The organism is Paenibacillus sp. NPDC058071, from assembly GCF_042885235.1.
Lineage (GTDB): Bacteria > Bacillota > Bacilli > Paenibacillales > Paenibacillaceae > Pristimantibacillus.
This window is the reverse complement of record NZ_JBHVSK010000009.1, coordinates 62,618-80,061: the sequence shown is the minus strand read 5'-3', so window position 1 is coordinate 80,061 and position 17,444 is coordinate 62,618. Positions and strand designations below refer to the sequence as shown.

General features: G+C 54.0%; 15 protein-coding genes. 13 read left to right on the top strand and 2 right to left on the bottom strand.

Going from position 1 to position 17,444, the window contains the following annotated elements; translation table 11 throughout:
• Positions 1 to 968: 968 nt before the first annotated feature.
• Entirely contained in the window at positions 969 to 1,934 is a 966-nt protein-coding gene (gene gluQRS, locus ACFVTB_RS16145; protein ID WP_387750983.1) for a tRNA glutamyl-Q(34) synthetase GluQRS, read from the bottom strand.
• Positions 1,935 to 2,103: 169 nt separating this feature from the next.
• Between gluQRS and ACFVTB_RS16140 the strand changes: the two genes are divergently transcribed.
• From ACFVTB_RS16140 to ACFVTB_RS16080, 13 genes are all read left to right on the top strand, one after another.
• Positions 2,104 to 3,057, top strand: coding sequence for a hypothetical protein (locus ACFVTB_RS16140; RefSeq protein WP_387750980.1), 954 nt, complete (start codon positions 2,104 to 2,106; stop codon positions 3,055 to 3,057).
• Between the two features lie 36 nt (positions 3,058 to 3,093).
• Complete coding sequence (gene corA, locus ACFVTB_RS16135) at positions 3,094 to 4,044, top strand: magnesium/cobalt transporter CorA (protein ID WP_387750977.1); 951 nt, start codon at positions 3,094 to 3,096, stop codon at positions 4,042 to 4,044.
• Between the two features lie 100 nt (positions 4,045 to 4,144).
• Positions 4,145 to 4,969, top strand: a complete 825-nt coding sequence (locus ACFVTB_RS16130; RefSeq protein WP_387750974.1) for a hypothetical protein — start codon at positions 4,145 to 4,147, stop codon at positions 4,967 to 4,969.
• Between the two features lie 72 nt (positions 4,970 to 5,041).
• A complete protein-coding gene (hrpB, locus tag ACFVTB_RS16125; protein WP_387750972.1) occupies positions 5,042 to 7,549 on the top strand; it encodes an ATP-dependent helicase HrpB in 2,508 nt (835 codons plus the stop codon).
• 26 nt (positions 7,550 to 7,575) lie between these two features.
• Complete coding sequence (locus tag ACFVTB_RS16120) at positions 7,576 to 7,878, top strand: DUF1294 domain-containing protein (RefSeq protein ID WP_387751419.1); 303 nt, start codon at positions 7,576 to 7,578, stop codon at positions 7,876 to 7,878.
• A 195-nt stretch (positions 7,879 to 8,073) separates the two neighbouring features.
• Positions 8,074 to 10,164, top strand: a complete 2,091-nt coding sequence (locus ACFVTB_RS16115) for a HelD family protein (protein WP_387750969.1) — start codon at positions 8,074 to 8,076, stop codon at positions 10,162 to 10,164.
• A gap of 134 nt (positions 10,165 to 10,298) precedes the next feature.
• Complete coding sequence (locus ACFVTB_RS16110) at positions 10,299 to 11,000, top strand: DsbA family protein (RefSeq protein ID WP_387750964.1); 702 nt, start codon at positions 10,299 to 10,301, stop codon at positions 10,998 to 11,000.
• Positions 11,001 to 11,036: 36 nt separating this feature from the next.
• A complete protein-coding gene (locus ACFVTB_RS16105; RefSeq protein WP_387751416.1) occupies positions 11,037 to 11,462 on the top strand; it encodes a disulfide oxidoreductase in 426 nt (141 codons plus the stop codon).
• A 157-nt stretch (positions 11,463 to 11,619) separates the two neighbouring features.
• Complete coding sequence (locus ACFVTB_RS16100) at positions 11,620 to 12,714, top strand: nitric oxide synthase oxygenase (RefSeq protein WP_387750961.1); 1,095 nt, start codon at positions 11,620 to 11,622, stop codon at positions 12,712 to 12,714.
• Between the two features lie 8 nt (positions 12,715 to 12,722).
• A complete protein-coding gene (locus ACFVTB_RS16095) occupies positions 12,723 to 13,883 on the top strand; it encodes a DUF3900 domain-containing protein (RefSeq protein WP_387750958.1) in 1,161 nt (386 codons plus the stop codon).
• 69 nt (positions 13,884 to 13,952) lie between these two features.
• Entirely contained in the window at positions 13,953 to 14,312 is a 360-nt protein-coding gene (locus tag ACFVTB_RS16090) for a Lin0512 family protein (protein ID WP_387750955.1), read from the top strand.
• Positions 14,313 to 14,528: 216 nt separating this feature from the next.
• A complete protein-coding gene (locus tag ACFVTB_RS16085; RefSeq protein WP_387750952.1) occupies positions 14,529 to 15,806 on the top strand; it encodes a hemolysin family protein in 1,278 nt (425 codons plus the stop codon).
• A gap of 145 nt (positions 15,807 to 15,951) precedes the next feature.
• A complete protein-coding gene (locus tag ACFVTB_RS16080; protein WP_387750949.1) occupies positions 15,952 to 16,740 on the top strand; it encodes an undecaprenyl-diphosphate phosphatase in 789 nt (262 codons plus the stop codon).
• 30 nt (positions 16,741 to 16,770) lie between these two features.
• Here the strand turns inward: ACFVTB_RS16080 and ACFVTB_RS16075 are convergent, their stop codons facing one another.
• Positions 16,771 to 17,388 carry a TetR/AcrR family transcriptional regulator gene (locus ACFVTB_RS16075; RefSeq protein ID WP_387750946.1) on the bottom strand — a complete coding sequence of 206 codons (618 nt, stop codon included), beginning with the start codon at positions 17,386 to 17,388 and terminating at the stop codon, positions 16,771 to 16,773.
• Between the last annotated feature and the right edge of the window lie 56 nt (positions 17,389 to 17,444).

Below are 17,444 nucleotides of genomic sequence, written 5' to 3'. Positions count from 1 at the left end.
GGCATGGCGGGGAGTGCACGGGCTCTTTTTGTCTTATCCTCGCACATGGCCGCACGAGGTTTAACCGCCGACGTGTGACCGAGCACCGCGCGCCGCGATGGCACCGCACGCCGGGAAGCGCGCGCGGTGCGGAAAAAAATCGGCATAGCTCGGGGTACTGGGACAAGGGCGAGGACGATAAAAACAAAGCGAATGATGCGAAGAATGCGAAAGATACGAATGATACGAATGATACGAATGATACGGAACCGTTGCGGCTCATCTTAGCCTACTGTGTCGGCAGAATTTTTGTTGAATGGTATAAATCGCTAACCCCGGTTAGATCTTTCGGAGATCCCTATACGCAAGTAGCGACGATGCTCGAAGGTCAACCCCTGAGGAGGAGGTAACTGCAGAAACGGAAATGCAATTACTGTGCTGAGGTATTGTTGAGAATGCTGGTGGAGCGAATGGCGAACGGGGTGTAGCTGCAGTGTACGATAGCGGAAACCCTTGGGAAAATAACTGCAGAAAAGCAGTTATTTATCCTTCGTTAGCTGTGAGACAGGCCAATAACTGCAAAACTGCAGTTATTTTTTGGGAAATCAGTGAGTTCGGCGCGCTGGCATGAGAAATAAATGCAGAAAAGCAGTTATTGCCTCTAAGTTAGTAATAAGGGGTGAAAATAACTGCAAAAAAGCAGTTACTGTGTGGGGATATTGGTGCAAACGCTGGTTGAGTGCCTTTTGCGACTCCACGTGTGCGAAATGTGACTATGTGTAATGGCGGACAACCTCTGAGAAGCAGTTATTCGCTGGCGGATAGGCGCAAACATTGGTCGGGCACAATGCGTCGCTTCCCGCGGCGCCCGAAGATGCCACCTTAGTTAGGCTGCCGAGACGTTCTCGGCAGCCTAACGGCTGAAATAGGAACATTCCCTATTTCAGCCGCAGAACGTTTAAACGCTACATAATAGAGTTGACCCCTCTTTACGCCTCAAGCAGCCGTCTCATTAGCGCTTCGTCGATGACGAGAGGCGCTTTCGGCACGCGGTCGAGATTGAAGCTGCCGATTAGCTCGGCGGCTGCGACCGGCTCGAAACGGTCGAGCTGGCCAGCCAAGACGGCGAGCCAGCCGATAACATGCTCGGGCTTGACGCCAGTCTGGCGCAAGCCGGCGATCGAGGTGTCGCCGTGCCTTTTGGCCAGCCGCTTGCCGTCTTCGCCCATCAGCAGCGGAACGTGAGCGAAGCGGGGAGCGGGGAGACCCAGCGCCTCGTAAAGCAGCAGCTGTCGATGCGTCGAATCCAGCAGGTCTGCTCCCCGAAGCACGTCGGTGATGCCCATGGCCGCATCGTCCACAACGACGGCGAGCTGATAGCTGATAATGCCGTCGGCCCGGCGGACGACGAAATCCCCGCCGGCGCCCGGCGGGGAGCACTGCAAACCCGCGACGCCGTCTATATAAGAGACAACCCGGTCGTCACCGATACGAAAACGAAGCGAAGGCGTCTTCAGCGCCCTCCGCTCCGCACGCTCCTCTGGCGTTAAATGCCGGCATGTCCCGGCGTAGGCAGGTCCTTCCTCGCTCAAACCATGGGGAGCGCTAGCAACGGCTAGCAGCTCGGCTCTGCTGCAAAAGCAGGGATATAAATAACCGTCCTGCTCCAGTCTGTGCAGAGCTTTCTCATACCTATCGTCCCGCTCGCTTTGCGTATAAGGAACGAACGGACCGCCGATATCCGGCCCTTCGTCCCAGTCGAGCCCAAGCCAGCGCAAATCGGCGAGCGCCTGTTCGGCGAGCGCCGGCTTGCAGCGGGGTTTGTCGATATCCTCCATGCGAAGCACGAATTGGCCGCCGGCGCTTCGCGTTTGCAGCCAAGCCAGCAGTGCTGCCCAGCAATTGCCGATATGCATAAGCCCCGACGGAGTCGGGGCGAATCTTCCGCGCATCATCTTATATAAACTCCTTGCCACCGTAATTTTCCTAGTTCTGTACAAACGATAGCATGACCTTCTTTCCGGCGCAACCAATCGAGCGGCTGATCAGTCTAATAGTAGAGAAACTCGAAAATATGGTATAACGTATAATAATAAGATAGCGCTATCGGGGGAGAGTGCCGGGATGAACGAGCAAATCGCCAATTGGAACGAACGTCTTGAGCGGAGCCGGGAAAAAATGCTGCAGTTTAAGCAGCTTGAACGCCGTCGCGACCAGTTGCAAACGCAAGTGAACGCGGAACTGAAGCGTATCGTCGAGCTGGAAGTGAAGCTGGACCGCGAGCAAGAAGACGTCGAAAAACTGCTCAAGCTGAGCTGGACGAATTTATTTCATACGATATTGCGCAGCAAAAAGGATCAGCTCGAAACGGAACGGCAGGAGGCGCTGGCTGCGTCGCTCAAGCTGCAGCAGGCGAGGGTAGAAGCCGATCTGCTCAAAACGGAGTTGATTCAGACGGGCGATCTGCTGCTCTCGCTGCACAGTGCGGATCGGGATTACGACCGGCTTATGAGCGAGAAGGAACAATGGATGCGGACAGGCGAATCGGGGACGGCGCGCTTGCTCGAGAAGCTAGACGCCGATATTAGCGAAAATCAGCTTAGGGCGAAAGAATGGTACGAAGCTAGAGCGGTCTGCCGCTCGCTCGTCCTTGCACTGGAGGAGGCGGTCAACAAGCTCGACTCGGCGGCGAGCTGGGGCACTTACGATATGCTGGGCGGCGGGATGATTAGCACATCGATCAAGCACTCCAGAATCGACGATGCCAAAGGAGCGATTCAGACAGCCCGCCATTTGGTTGATCGGCTAAATAAAGAGCTGGCCGATGTCAATATGACGTCCGAGCTGGCGGTTGAGATCGGCGGGATGGCGAAATTCGCCGACTTCTTCTTCGACGGATTGATTGCAGACTGGATTGTTCAAGGGAAAATAAAAGATTCGCTGCAGCAAACGCTCGATCAGCTTCATAAAGCGAGAATGCTGTTGAAAAAGCTGGAGAGCGAGCATGATCAGTCGGCTTCGGCGCTTGCCTCGCTCAAGCGGGAAAGAGAGCAGTTGATCGAACGCTATGCCGGTTAACGACTGGGGCACAGGCATGAAGAAGAGGGGATTCATTTGATACGTATCGCTGGCATGACGAAAACGAAAGAATGGAAGACGGACTTGCGGCTTGATCAGCTGGAAGAGGAAGATCTCGAATGGTACTGGGTCGATTTCAGCGAGCCGGATGAACGGGAATCGTCGCTGCTGACGACTCATTTTAAGTTTCACCCGCTCGCTGTCGAGGATTGTTTGCACCTGCTTCAGCGGCCGAAGCTGGATCATTACGAACAGTTCCATTTCCTCGTGTTGCACGCCGTCAATCCGCAATCGCTTGAAGTGAGCGAGGTCAACCTCTTTCTCGGAAAGCAATTTCTGGTCACTTTCCACTATGAGCCTTCAAAAGAAATCGAGGACGCGAGAGCCAAGCTGGCTGCAGGTACAAGGGCTGGCGGAGACGGTCCTGTTTTCGCCGCGTATATGGTTATTGATAAACTGGTCGATCAGTACTTTCCTGCTGTTCAGGAGCTGGAGGAGCAGGTGCTCGATCTGGAAATAGGCGGGGGAGTAGGCGCAAGCCAGTCAGTCATGGACGATATTTTCAGTATCCGTGCAAGGCTGCTCCGTATGCGCAAATCGATTTTGCCGATGCGCGAGCTGCTGTACCGGCTTATCAATACCGAGCGGATTACGGGTATGGACAAGCATCTCGCTTTCTATCACGACATTTACGATCATCTGCTCAAGTTAGCGGAAATGACGGACGCATGCAGGGAGATGACGGCCGATTTGCGGGACAGCTACATGTCGTACAATGCAAATCGGATGAACTCGATCATGAAGACGCTGACGGTTATTACGACGATTTTTATGCCGCTTACGTTTATAGCAGGGTTATACGGCATGAACTTTCATTTTATGCCGGAGCTCGGCTGGCATTGGGGTTATTTCGGCGTACTCGGCGTTATGCTGGGTCTCGGCATTCTCATGTACGCTTGGTTCAGGCGAAAAGGGTGGTTCGACTAACCAGCCAGCCACTCAGACGTCTATGTAAAAGGCAACGTATGGAGCCGATTAACCGGAATCGTCTGAGCTGGACGTTTAAAGACAGGGGCAATTATGGAAGATGGAAACCCACACGAATGATAAAATCGGGAAAAAGAAAATCGCCGCGACGATTGCGATTCTAGCAGGGATCATCGCTGTTTCCGCTATTCTGCTATTTTTCATGATCCAATCGCTGCAGCACAAGAGCGGTCAAGGCAGAACGGCCAGCAATTATCCGTCTCAGTATGCTTATGAACAGAAGACGGCGAAGAACGGCATGCAGCTTCACATTTTGCGCACGAAGCCGTCGAACGTGACGCTCGCTGCGGTACGCAATAATGTAACGTTAACGGACAGTTACGGTATAAATGGCGGCTTTTTCTACAATGAAGCGCTTGTCAGCATTGCCGTTGTAAACGGCTATCCGGTAGGCGGCGCTATCGGCGAATACGGCTCCGGCGGGGAAAATATAAAGTATGCTCGCGGAACGCTGGTTTGGGACGGAGCGAAGGACAGGCTGTCGGTGCAGGTGGCGAGCCAATCGTCCGAATTGAAAGTGGCTGACCGCTCCCGATTCTGGGCGCAAGGCGGCATCAGCATGTCGCTTGGCGATGAGGACGGCTGGGAAGAGCAGGCAAGCACTGAGAACGCACCGTTTCCGAACGATGAGCGGCTTCGCTCAGCTGCCGTATACGATGAGAGCGGGATGCTTTACTTGGTGGTGAGCGTGACGAATGGAACGTTGGCCGCTTTCCGGGACGCTATTGTCGAAGAAGTTGGCGAGGGCCAGCTTGTGGACGGCGTTTTTCTCGACGGGGACGGCTCTTCGCAATTGAACAGCGCCGAAGCAAAGCTGACCGGCGACAATCGGCCGGTTGTGCAGATGATAAAAATCGTGAAATAGGATATGCCTATTAAACGGATAAATAGATAAACAGATAAATGGCATGAAACAACAGGAAGGATTGTACGAGCTATGAATCAATCATTGCCGATCGATGCGGTAATAGCGGACATCAAGGAGGCGATGAACCGCGGCCTTAATGCGGTGCTCGTCGCCGAGCCCGGTGCAGGCAAAACGACGAGAGTTCCGCTTGCCTTGCTGTCCGAGCCTTGGCTGAACGGACGTAAAATCGTCATGCTGGAGCCGCGCAGGCTAGCCGCCCGCTCTGCGGCCCGTTTTATGGCTCGTTCGCTTGGCGAGCAGGTTGGCGAAACGGTCGGCTATCGGGTGCGACTCGATACGAAGGTCGGGCCTCACACCCGAATCGAGGTCGTGACAGAGGGCATATTGACGCGCATGCTGCAAGAGGACCCGGAGCTGTCTGGCATAGGCGCGGTATTGTTTGACGAGTTTCACGAGCGCCATTTGCATGGGGATTTGGCGCTGGCGCTCTGTCTTCAATCGCAGGAGCTGTTGCGCGACGATTTGCGTTTGCTCCTTATGTCTGCCACGCTTGACGCGCAAGCGGCGGCGGAATTGCTTGGCGGGGCGCCGGTCATCTCCAGCACGGGCCGCAGCTTTCCCGTGGAGACGCATTACAGCGCGATGAAGCCGGACGGGAGAATTGCGCCGCATATCGCCAGAACGGTCGTTCAAGCGATGCGGGAGCAGGAGGGCGATGCGCTCGTCTTTCTTCCTGGCGCCGGCGAAATACGGCGGACGGCGGCGCTGCTGGCGGCCGAAGGTCTCGGACCAGGCGTGCGAATAGCGGAGCTGCACGGCAGCATGCCGCTGGATGCACAGGACGCCGTAATCGCGCCATGTAAACCTGGCGAACGGAAAATTGTGCTGGCAACTTCCGTCGCGGAATCGAGCTTGACGGTTGAGGGCGTACGCATCGTCGTCGACAGCGGACTGATGCGGGTCCCGCGTTTTTCTCCGCGCACGGGCATGTCGCGGCTCGAAACGGTTCCTGTCTCCGTGGCGTCGGCTGATCAGCGAAGGGGGCGGGCGGGCCGTGTCGCGCCCGGCGTATGCTACAGGCTGTGGACGGAGAGGGAGCACGCCTACTTGCCGGCCCAAAGCGAGCCTGAAGTAAAGGAAGCCGATCTGGCGCAGCTTGCGTTGGAGCTTGCCGTATGGGGCGTGCGCGATCCGGCGGAGCTGCACTGGCTCGACGCGCCTCCGCAAGCCGCCTATGGGCAGGCGTTCGAACTGCTTCGGCTGCTTGAGGCGGTTGAAGCAGACGGGAAACCGACTGTGCAAGGCAAAAAAATCGCTCGTCTAGGCGTTCACCCTCGGCTTGGTTATATGCTTCTGAAAGCGAGACAATTCGGCTTGACGGAAGAGGCTTGCGAGCTGGCGGCATTGCTGTCAGAACGGGATTTGCTTCCACAGGAGCGGAGCGCTGACGTGCGGCTGCGGATGGATGCGCTGCACCGTTCCGACGGCCGCATCGATCGAGGAATGGTCGAACGGATCAAGGCACAGGCAAGACAATGGAAACGGCTGCTGGAAGAGGAGGGGGCTTCGAGTACTGCGGAGAAGAAGGCTTCCTTAGAACACATTCCAGCCGGAGAACCTTACGGACTGCTGCTCGCCCTTGCTTACCCAGATAGAATCGGCAAGCTGCGCGGCGACGGAAGATTTCTGCTGACGAACGGACGCGGAGCGGCACTGCAGGAGCTGCAGCCGTTATCGCGCGCCGAATACATCGTTGCCGCCGAGTTGGACGATACCGGCAGTGAAAGCCGGATCCGGCTGGCGGCCCAGTTGACCGCCGTAGCGCTGGAAGCAGCTGCCGGCAGCCGAATTGAAGAGGCTGACGCAGTGGAATGGGATAACGCAGCGCAGGCGGTTCGGGCGCGCCGAAGACGCCGGCTTGGCGCCGTTACGCTGAAGGAGGCTCCGATAGCGAGTCCTGATCCTTTACAGGTGGCGGAAGCGCTGCTTGCGGGCATCCGCCAGAACGGATTCGGGTGGCTGCCGATGAGCAAAGCGGCATCGCAGCTGCGAGAGCGCATCGGTTTGATGGCGAGACATAACGCCGATTGGCCGGACGTTTCGGACGAGGCAATGCTTTCTACGATGGAGGATTGGCTGCTGCCGCATCTGCTTGGACTTAAGAGCCGAGGCGACTTGGCGAAGCTGAATATGGTTCAGCTGCTGGAAGGGAAGCTTGAATGGCAGAAGCGCCAGCAATTGGACCGCGAGGTGCCTACGCATATGACCGTGCCAAGCGGCTCGCGCATTCCGGTCGATTACAGCGATCCAGAGGCTCCGTTTATTGCCGTTCGGCTGCAGGAGCTGTTCGGTTGGGACAGAACGCCGCTGCTCGCAGGCGGAAGACTGCCGCTGACCATACGGCTGCTCTCTCCTTCTCAGCGCCCGGTGCAGGTTACGCGTGATTTGGCGAGCTTTTGGCGTGACGCTTATTTCGAAGTGAAAAAGGATTTGAAAGGCCGTTATCCGAAGCATTACTGGCCGGACGATCCATATGCGGCTCAGCCAACGAATAGAGCCAAGCCTCGCGGGCAATAGAAGGGAGACTTATTATGATTGCAACGATCGTTCTAGCTTGTTATTTGATTGCCGTTAATGCATGGGCGTTCACGATGATGGGGCTGGACAAGCGTTATGCGATAAAGCGTAGCCGGCGCATCCCGGAAAAGCGGTTATTTGCGGCCGGTATTGCGGGCGGGGCGCTGGGCGGATGGCTCGGGATGCTGCTGTTCCGGCACAAAACGAAGCACGCTTCGTTTCGGATAGGCATGCCGCTGCTTACGCTGCTGAACATTGTGATCGTTTATGCAGTCGCAGCCTACCTCATTTCAGGCGGTGGAGACGGAACGTTTTTACCAATACTGTAGGAGTAGGAGCGAAAGACAGCATTGCGGCGATGTCCGCCGCTATGCTATAATTGATTTCCTTTGCATCGGCGCCTGAATGCGCTGATTGCGGACATATGCACATTCCATCGATCTTTTATTTGTACATTCGCCGTCTTCTAGACGGCGTTATTTTCGTTTCACCCATTTCACCACCACCCTTAGGAGGTAACTGACATGACTGTTCAAAGTGCCTTGCAAGAAGAAAGAGAGCGGCTATCGATGTCGCTGTCTGAAATCGAAACGCAATTAAATGCGATTGGACCGCGTTATACCGGCGACGATTTCACCGAGCAAATGCTCGATTTGCAAAAAGAGGAGCGCAAGCAGCGGCTCGAAATCGCTTTTCGCGAGCCTTATTTCGGCCGAATTGATTTTGAAGAGCTGCCGGACGGTAAGCGTCAGCCTCTCTATATCGGCAAAGCCGGCGTGGCGAAAGGAACAGGCAACGAGCTGCTTGTCGTCGATTGGCGCGCGCCGGCGGCAAGCCTGTTCTATTCCTTCACCGGAGGCGACGACGCGGCATCCTATGAATCGCCCGAAGGCGAAATCGAAGGCTACGTGCATTTGAAGCGAAACCTGATGGTGCGCTCCGGCGAATTGGTGCGCCTGGTTGACAGCTTCACGCGCGGTCAAGAGGACGAAGCGGTCACCGACGAGTTTCTACTCTACCGTTTGGGCGAAAACAAAGACAATAAGCTGCGGGACATCGTCTCGACGATTCAGCATGAGCAGGACCGCATTATCCGGACGGAGCGCGGCAAGGCGCTGTTTATTCAAGGGGTAGCGGGCAGCGGCAAAACGACTGTCGCGCTGCATCGTCTCGCCTTCTTGCTTTATCAGTACGCCGGGAGGATGCGGGCGGAGCGGATGGTCATTTTTGCACCGAACCGGATGTTCCTTGATTATATTTCCGGCGTGCTGCCGGAGTTGGGCGTAGGCGACATTCAACAGACGACCTTTGCCGATTGGGCTCTTGAGCTGCTGGAGCATGACATTCAGCTGGAAAATCCGGCTGAGACGCTGACCTACTGGTTCGAGTTGCCTCGCACCGCCGAGGAGGCGGAGCAGTCGTCCGGAAGATGGAAGGGAGACATCGCCTTTAAAGCGATGATAGATGAAGCGATCGAAGCGTTGGGCCGCAAAATCGTGCCCGAAATCCCTTTCGAGCCGATAGCAGGGCTTGTCCTGCACCCGGAGCGTATCCGTGAGTGGTACGAAACCGATTATGGCGATGAGCCTTTAATGAAAAAACGGGATCGACTCGTCAGCCGTATTCGCCGCTGGTTCGAATCGGAGCTGAAGATGAAAGGCATCGCGGATAAAAAGGTTCGCGCCAAGGCGACCGCGAAGCTGAGCTCGTATTCGAAAAAAATTCCTTCCTATACAGCCGTTCAGTTGTACGCCTCGCTTTTCCAAGGCAAGCAGGCGCTGCGCGCGGTTCCAAAAGCGATTGCGGCAGCCACTGCCGCGCGTATAAAGGAAGGCAAGGCGGTCACGGAAGATTTGGCGCCGCTCGTCTATATCCATCTCCGATTGTTCGGCATGAGCATTCCCGCCTACGATCACATCGTAATCGACGAAGCGCAAGACTACTCACCGTTTCAGTTGGAGGCGCTCAAGCTTTGTCAGTCCACGCTTTCCATGACGGTGCTCGGCGATTTACAGCAAGGCATTCACGATTATGCGGGCATCCGCCGATGGAACGAGCTGATCGATTTATTCGGCGAAGAAGAGAGCGGCTTTTTCGAGCTCAACCGCAGCTACCGGTCGACAATGGAGATTATCGAGTTTGCCAACCGCATACTGGGCGCCATGGGCAGCGGCGTGAAAGCGGCGGTGCCGGTTTTCCGCAGCGGCGATCCGGTTGAAACGGTCCCTGCGACAGAGCGTGACTGGCTTCCCGCCATCGTTGATACGGTACGCGAATGGCAGGCTGGCGGCCAATTACAAACGATATCGGTTATCGGACGGACGGCGAGGCAGTGCGAAACGATTTTTGAAGCCCTGACGGAAGCGGGCCTGTCGCCATCACTCGTTCAAAGCAAACAGCCGGAATACGGAGGCGGGCTGTCTGTCGTCCCTGTTTACTTATCGAAAGGTCTGGAATTCGATGCTGTACTAATAGCGGACGCTAGCGAGGACGCCTATTTAACGCATGACGCCAAGCTCTTATATGTCGGTTGCACCAGAGCGCTTCACATGCTGAAGTTGCTGCATGTCGGACCGCTTACAGACCTAATCCAGCCTTCCATTGAAATGAATTAGGAGACTCTTGCCAGTTAGTCGCTTTTATGACAGTATTAAGGCAAGTCCTTCCGGCATATTGACTTTGCCGAGGCTTGTAACTACACTGGCTACAAGGCGCATTCATTCGATAATTGGGAAGGATTTGAACCGCATTGAGCAAACCGAAGAAAAAACAGCAAAACAGTTATAATCAAGGAAAGCAGGCGGCCGCTAAAGCCTCGAATAAGCCGATCATCTTTTTGACGCTGGCGATCGTAGCCGTAGTTGCCGTCATCGTGCTTGGCATCAGCAATCAGAACAAACCGGTCAACTTTGAATATGAAGCTTTACCGATGCTGGGCAGCGAGTCCGCTCCGGTTAAAATCGTCGAATTCGGCGATTACAAATGTCCGACCTGCCAATTTTTCGCGCAAAACATTAAACCGCAGCTCGATAAAGATTTTATCGAGATGGGCAAAGCGTCGCTTTACTTCGTCAACTATCCGTTCATCGGCAGAGATTCGACGACGGCCGCTCTGGCCGCTGAAGCGGTACATCAGCAAAATAAAGAAGCATTCTGGGATTACTACAAAGCGATTTACGATCATCAGCAGGACGAGCGGATCGCATGGGCAACGCCGGATTATTTGGTACAGCTGGCGAAGGACGCCAACCTGCCGATTGATTACGACAAGCTGAAAAGCGACATCGACAATAAGACGTATGAAAAGCAGGTTAACCGCGATGCAGCGCTCGTTCGTCCGATGAATGTGCAAGGGACGCCGACGCTGTTCATTAACGGCAAGAAGTACGAGGGGCCGATTAGCTATGAAGCGATCAAATCGGCGATCGACAAAGAGCTGGAGGGAAAATAACCGGTGACGACAGCCGAATTCCAAGAAACCGATTCGATTGAACGTGAATCCTGGCTGCAGCGAAATGGCTTATACTTAGCTTGGGTTGTCTCGCTAATCGCAACGGGCGGCAGCCTGTACTTCAGCGAGGTGAAAGGGTTTATTCCTTGCGATCTATGCTGGTACCAACGCATCTTCATGTATCCGCAGGCGCTGCTGCTCGGGATGGCGGCGTATCGCGGCGACCGGCGCATGGCCAATTATTTGCTGCCCGTCAGCTTGATTGGAGGCCTGATCTCGCTTTATCACAACATCGAGATTTGGTTTCCGAAGCTCGGTGAAATGGCGCCATGCCGTTCGGGCATCCCGTGCAACCAAGATTATTTGAATTGGTTAGGGTTTATCACTATTCCGCTGATGGCGCTCGTTGCGTTCATTCTTATTGCGGGGCTACTGATTGCGGCGCGCGTTCGCAATCGCTAAATCGGAAATGCTGTCGACAACTAGCGGGACTGCAGCCGGATAAGTCCGGCTCGGTCCCGTTTGCCGTTTCGGCCGAAAGTGGCGATAGAAGCAAAATTGCGATATCTTTAACAAAAAAGCTGCACAAGCTTGCAGGCAAGAGAGAGCAGGGAACGACATGATCGCAAGCCAACCGGAATTATTCATGGAAGCGGAGCAGTTTATTCAAACCAGTTACCGTGAACTGGGAAAGCAGCCGGAAGAAACCGTACGCCGTTTAGCCGAAGTGAAAGAAGCGATTGAACGAGATGGCGACTACGAGCATACGTACGAGGAATTGGCGTACGGGGCCAAGCTGGCTTGGCGTAACAGCAATCGTTGCATCGGCAGACTGTTCTGGCAATCGCTGCATGTCATCGACGAGCGAAAACTCGAGACGGAGGATAAAATTGCGGACGCTTTGTTTCAGCATATTCGGTACGGAACGAACGAAGGCAAAATCAGGCCGACGATCACTATTTTCCGGCAGCAACGGGATCATAAGCGAATTGAGATCTTGAACCATCAGCTTATCCGTTATGCCGGCTATCGTTCAGATAGCGGGGTAATCGGCGATCCATCATCTTTGCGTTTTACCGAACGATGCATGGAGCTCGGATGGCAAGGAGCAGGAACGTCCTTCGACGTGCTGCCGCTGGTCGTACGGATCGACGGGCGAGAGCCGAAGCTATACGAAATGCCTGAGGGGCTGGCGCTCGAAGTGCCGCTCACGCATCCTGATATCAGGAGCTTTCAGGAGCTGGGGCTGCGCTGGTACGGAGTCCCAATTATTTCGGACATGAAGCTTGAGATTGGCGGGATCGTTTATACTGCGGCGCCGTTTAACGGCTGGTATATGGGAACGGAAATCGGGGCGAGAAATTTAGCCGATACAGACCGTTACAATCAGCTGCCGCAAGTAGCAAAGCTTATGGGACTCGATACGACGACCAATACGTCGCTTTGGAAGGACCGGGCGTTGGTGGAGTTGAATGCGGCGGTTATTCATTCCTTTAAATTAAACGGCGTCAGCATTGTCGACCATCATACCGCTGCGGAGCAGTTTATGAGATTCGAGAAGCAAGAGAAGGAGAGCGGCAGAGAGATAACCGGACGCTGGTCGTGGCTCATTCCGCCGATGTCGCCGGCAACGACGGCCGTGTGGCACCGGGGCTTTGATGATCGCGAATTGAAGCCGACGTTTACTTACAAAGACAAAGAAGCCGGAGAGTGACGCAGAATATGGATTTGCGCATGGAATATTTATCGTTTTTCGTCATCGTGACCGATGGCGAGGACAGCGGATCTTCCCGTCGATATAAGCATTATCAGACGCTGGATGGAGAAGATTACGAGGACAGCGAAATCAAGCGTTTTCTGGACGGGGAGTTCAAGCGGATTATTAAACGGAAGGTAGAACGTAATCCGAACACGGAAAACGCGCCGACCAAAATCGGCCGTTTTATGGTCGAGCCGGGTTATGAGCTTGGCAGCAACCAGAACTTTAATTTGTTTCAGCGTCTCCGTGATGCGGATGGCAAGGAGCGTTACATCGGCATTGCGGACGAGCTCGTTCATATTTACCTAGATACGAGTGCGGTCCGGGGCGGCGCGTTTATTGTGGCGAGAGCGACGCTGCATACCTTTTTTAACGAACCGTTTCTCTTCTTGCTGAAATGCGACTTCGAGCCCAATATCGCCCGTATTGCAGATGAACGCAATCTCATCTCGCAAGTGGAGATGGCGATCAGTGCGCGAAGCATCAAGTCGATTCAATACCCGCATATGCCAGAGGATGGCATGCTCGAGCATTGGGAGTTGAAAATTCACCAGGCGTCTCACGCTCGCTATTTCGAAGACTTTTTACGCTTCGTTTCTTACGAGAAGCCTCTCCCCGCTGTAATGGGCGAGCAAGTGCTTGGGATGGTGCAGCAGTTTATGGAGGACAAATGGCAGGACGATCCGGAGAGCCATCAACGCCGTGAAGAAGAGAACGCGATTGAAATATGGGCAAACAGCGATAAGCGCGATTTGCAGGAGTATTGGTCTCATGAGCAAGTGGCGGCGGCCTCGGCAGCGCTCGTCGAACAAAAGCCCGACTTGTCGTTTTCCTTCAAACTTGATGAGATGACAGTCAAAGGCAAGCTGGCCGATTTCGGCACGGCCTTTCATTTCGCCAAACATAACGGCCGATATGTCGTTGTGCTGGAAGGGGATTCGTTTCAATTCGATAAGGGCATGTCGCCGGTTGAATTGCTTCAGCCGCCGGATCTGACGGAATTATTGGACGAGATTGGCACGCACCGCAAACAGCAGGAGGATGCTTATGCAGGCGGCGAGTCGGAGGATGGGGCTGCCGAGAAGCCGAACGGAGACGGAAATGGCAGCGATGTTCCTTGGTAAATAGAGAAAACATCTTTAGCATCGATATAGAAAAAATGAAAGAATGAATGATAAAACGAGGTGACGATTATGGAAAAATTGTTTTTCATCGAAATCGGCATGGGCTGCGATCTTCACGGTCAAGACATTACGAAAGCGGCAGTGCGCGCCGTGCAGAACGCTATTCACCACAACTCGATGCCGGGATTGCGCAGTTTGCTGCCGGACGGATCGCTGGATCAAATGAAGGTGCGCGTCAAGTTGGCCGTTCCTTGCGACCGTGAGCTTCTTGATCTGGAGAAGGTGAAGGCAGTATTGCCTTATGGACAAGTGACGGTCGAGGTGCAGGACGGTGGCATGGTGACAACGAGCGGTATCGTGCTTCCCGACAAAGACGATAAAAACGACCTTATCTACATCGTCAACGCCTCGGTTGAGGTCGGCTGTTAAGCTTAAATAGTGAACGTATATATGCATTAGTGCGTGCGTGTGACTGCCGAAGCGAGACCGAGCACCGCGTGCAGCGATGGCACTGTGCTTTGGGAGGCGTAAGTAGTGCGGAAGACTTTCCGTCAGCGTTGGCACTTCCGGTGCGTGCATGGAGCGGGGTAATCCTAGGGCAAGCTAGTGGATAGCCGTTAAGTTCCGCGCGGGAAGGAGCCTCCCATGGTACTGAAACTCGTTTTGTTTGCTGTATTGCTGCTTTTCTCGGCGTTTTTCGTCGCGACGGAGTTCGCCGTCGTTCGGCTTCGCGCCAGCCGCGTCACTCAAATGGTAAAAGAAGGTGTCCGCAATGCGAAAGCGGTAGAGAAGGTTGTCACGCATTTGGACGGCTATTTATCGGCTTGCCAGCTTGGGATAACAATAACAGCGCTCGGTCTAGGCTGGCTGGGTGAGCCGACGGTACATCAGCTTCTTCATCCGCTTTTTGACAGGCTGCAGCTGCAGGCGAACGTATCCAGCGCGCTTTCCTTTATTATTTCATTCGTTATCGTCACTTATTTGCATGTCGTGCTCGGCGAACTGGCTCCTAAGACGCTTGCCATCATTAAGTCTGAGGAAGTGAGCCAGTTTACTTCTCCGATCATCGTATGGTTTCACAAGATTATGTATCCGTTTATTTGGCTGCTGAACGGCTCGGCCAACGGACTCATCCGCATGCTTGGTTTTAAGCCTACCGGCGAGCACGAAGCGCACTCGGAGGAGGAAATCCGGCACATTATGTCGGAGAGCTACGAAAGCGGAAAAATAAATAAAAGCGAGCTGAGCTACGTAAACCGAATTTTCGAGTTTGACGAGCGGCTGGCAAGAGAAATTATGGTGCCTAGGACCGATATGATCTGCGTCGATGTCGAAAAATCGCGAGTGGAAAATATTGCGATGATCCGGCGCGAGCAGTATACCCGTTTTCCGGTCATAAAAGGCAGTAAGGATAACGTAATCGGGGTTATTAATACGAAGTATTTTTTTATGCATGACTATGCCCATAAAGAGACGACGGTAGAAAACTTCATGCAGCCGATCATGTCGGTCCCTGAGGTGCTTCCGATCAAAAGCTTGCTGCGCAGAATGCAGCAGGAACGCGTTCATATCGCTATATTGCTCGATGAGTACGGCGGCACGTCCGGTTTAATCACGATTGAAGATATTATCGAAGAGATCGTTGGGGAAATTAGGGACGAGTTCGATGCTGATGAAACGAAGGAGATCGAGCAGATTGGGGAGAAGCGGTACCTTGTGGACGGCATAGCGCTGCTGAGCGATGTGAACCAAGCGACGGGGAGCGATCTGCAAAGCCAGGATGTTGATTCGATTGGCGGCTGGCTGTTTAATCAGAACCCTGATCTGCAAGAAGGCGACACATGGACGTATGCCGAACTAACGTTTACGATTCGCAAAAAGGAGAAGCATCGCATAAGGAAGGTCGAGATCGTCGTAAAGTAAAGCTCGAAAACCGTATCTCCCGTCGGGGCGTACGGTTTTTTTTGTCGTTTTGTCGAACGGAAAAACGGGACAAACAGCGGGCGACTAACGTCCGGGCCATATGGTATGATACGGTTTGGCAACGATTGGGAAAAGGAGGAGAGGCATGGGGGATTTATGGAATGCAATTATAATGGGCATCGTCGAAGGATTGACTGAGTTTTTGCCGGTCTCGTCGACCGGACATATGATCTTAACGGCAGAGCTGCTGCAATTTACAGGCGACCGGGCGAAAACGTTCGAGGTTGTCATTCAGTTCGGAGCGGTACTGGCCGTGCTTATTTTATATCGCAAACGGTTCTTCAAGCTGCTTAACTTCAATGTATCTAAGGGCTCAGGCCTTAATGCGATTCACGTCCTTCTAGCACTGCTGCCCGCGGGACTGTTCGGCGTATTGCTGCACGGCTTTATTAAGGATTACTTGTTCAGTCCGGCGACGGTGCTGATCGGGCTTATTGCCGGCGGCATACTTATGATTGTCGCTGAACGGGTCAAACGGAAGACGACTGCCGAGGAATTGGACGATTTATCGTACAAGCAAGCCTTTGCGATCGGCATGTTTCAGGTGCTGGCACTCTGGCCCGGCTTTTCCCGCTCTGGCTCGACCATTTCCGGCGGCATGTTTTTCGGAGCGAGCCAGAAGGCGGCAGCCGAATTTACGTTTATCGTCTCCGTTCCGATAATGGCTGGAGCGAGCGGGCTCGATCTGATTAAAAGCCGTGAATTTTTGACCGCAGCCGATTTGCCGTTGTTTTTGATCGGCCTGGTTGCTGCTTTTACCGTTGCGACAATTGCGGTCGTTACCTTTATTAATGCGATCAAGCGGTTAAAGTTGAGCTGGTTTGCTTATTACCGGTTCGCTTTGGCGGCTGTCTTCGCTTTTATCATTTGGTGAGCAACGTGAAATCGCAAGTTTCAATGGAATTCATTGACGCGGAGAAAGCCCGTCCCACAGCAAACGCATAATGTCCTCGGCCGACTGCCTGAGGGTATGCTCGTCACGAACGACTTCCTTGCGGTTGCGGACGTTCAGCATAGCGGTATAGGCATGAGCGAAGAGGGCGGGGTTGCCGTCATTGATGGTCCCGTCCGCGATCGCATGCTCGAATGCGTCAGCCAGCAAAAGATGAAGACCGTTCTCCCCGGCGCGGATACGCCCAACTTGTTCGTCGCTCAAGCTGGCGGACGCTTCCCGCATCATCGTTTCAAAATCGATATGGGCGTTGCCCATATGCTTTTCCGCCACCAAAGTCAGCCGCTCTCGCAGCGATCCGGAGCCGTTCAGAATCGCTTTCGTTTGCGCATGCGCAATAGAGAGGACGAACAGCACCGCTTCGGTAAACAATTCCGCTTTATTGTTGAAATAGTAATAGACGCTTGCTTTGGTTACGCCGCAAGCTTTCGCGACGCCCTCGAGCGAAACCTGTTGAAAGCCCTGCTCCATAAAGAGACCGGCTGCTGTTCGCAAGATGGCGGTCATCGTTTCCGGCGTTCCTTCGGCCTTCGGCCGTCCCGGTTTACGTTTAATAGGCTGGTCTGACATTTGCCGATACCCCTTTTTTTATATTTAAGAACATAATGGTTGATTAATTAACCTTC